General features: G+C 71.7%; 1 protein-coding gene. It reads right to left on the reverse strand.

All coding sequences use genetic code 11. The annotated features are described in order from the left end of the window. Positions 1-142: 142 nt before the first annotated feature. On the reverse strand, positions 143-982 hold the full coding sequence (locus ACFV9G_RS29975; RefSeq protein WP_378733145.1) for a class I SAM-dependent methyltransferase: 840 nt from the start codon (positions 980-982) through the stop codon (positions 143-145). Positions 983-1,136 lie beyond the last annotated feature (154 nt).

Below are 1,136 nucleotides of genomic sequence, written 5' to 3' on the forward strand. Positions count from 1 at the left end.
GTTTTTTTTTATACCCCCCCGCGCCACCCCCGGCGGCCGGTGAGACCCGGCGTTGCCCGGGCGGTGGGGGGGGCAAACCGCGTGGAGATCGAGCGCGCGCCGGGCCGCGCTTGCGCGGCCGTGACTGCGGGTCGAGATCCAGCTATGGCCGGCGTGCCCGGATCGCGTAGAGCAACGGGATCCGGGGCGCCTGCTCGGGCAGCCTGAACCAGCCGTCCTCCCCCGCCACCATCGACGGGAAGCGGGGCCACGGCAGCCGCTGGTCCTCACGGACGACCTCGATCCGCAGGCCCGCCCCCGCGAGCGCGGTGACGACCTCGCCGACCCCGTGACGCCATTCGTACGCCGTCGTGGCGCTGCTCAGGGCCGGGCCGTCGGTGTAGGTGTGGGTCGAGTCCTTCGCGATCGCACCCCGGCCCGAGAGGTAGTCGTGGTGCAGCTCGAGGGAGTCCTCCAGCCCCGGCTCCGGCACCTCGCCCAGAGCGTCCAGGAGCGGGTGGAACTCGGCCAGGTAGAGGAACCCGCCGGGCTTGAGCAGATCGTGGACGACCCGCGCCCACAGCTCGATGTCGGGTAGGTAGCAGACCGCGCCCTTGCCGGTGTAGACGACGTCGAACCGGCCGGCGCCCAGGACCTCGACGGCGTCGTGGACGTCGGCCTCGTGGTAGTCGACGGCAAGCCCGCGCTCGGCGGCGATCCGGCGCGCTGCGGCCACCGCCTCGGCCGAGATGTCCAGTCCGTACGTCACCGCACCCCTCTGCGCGAACGCGACCGTCTCGGTGCCGAGATGACACTGCAGATGCACGACCTCGCGGCCGACGAGGTCGCCGAGGTCGGTCCACTCGTAGTCGGCGAACCACGACTCGGCCGGTCGGGACCCGTCGATGCCGTAGAACGCGCTGGCGACGTGGACGGGTGTCCGGGCGTCCCAGTTGGCTCGGTTGGCCTCGATCTGGCGGGTGCTTTCGGCGTCGAGAGTCATGCGACCACAGTGCCACGTACGCAGTAGGGCCGGTCCCCGGTCGGGACCGGCCCAACGGCGTAAGAACAGGCTGTCAGCCGGCCCAGCTCGGCATGTCGGTGTCCAGGTCCGCCGGCGGCGCCGCGAATGTAACGTCCACGCCGTGCGTGGTGAG

The sequence above is a fragment of the Nocardioides sp. NPDC059952 genome, assembly GCF_042730435.1.
Taxonomy (GTDB): domain Bacteria; phylum Actinomycetota; class Actinomycetes; order Propionibacteriales; family Nocardioidaceae; genus Nocardioides.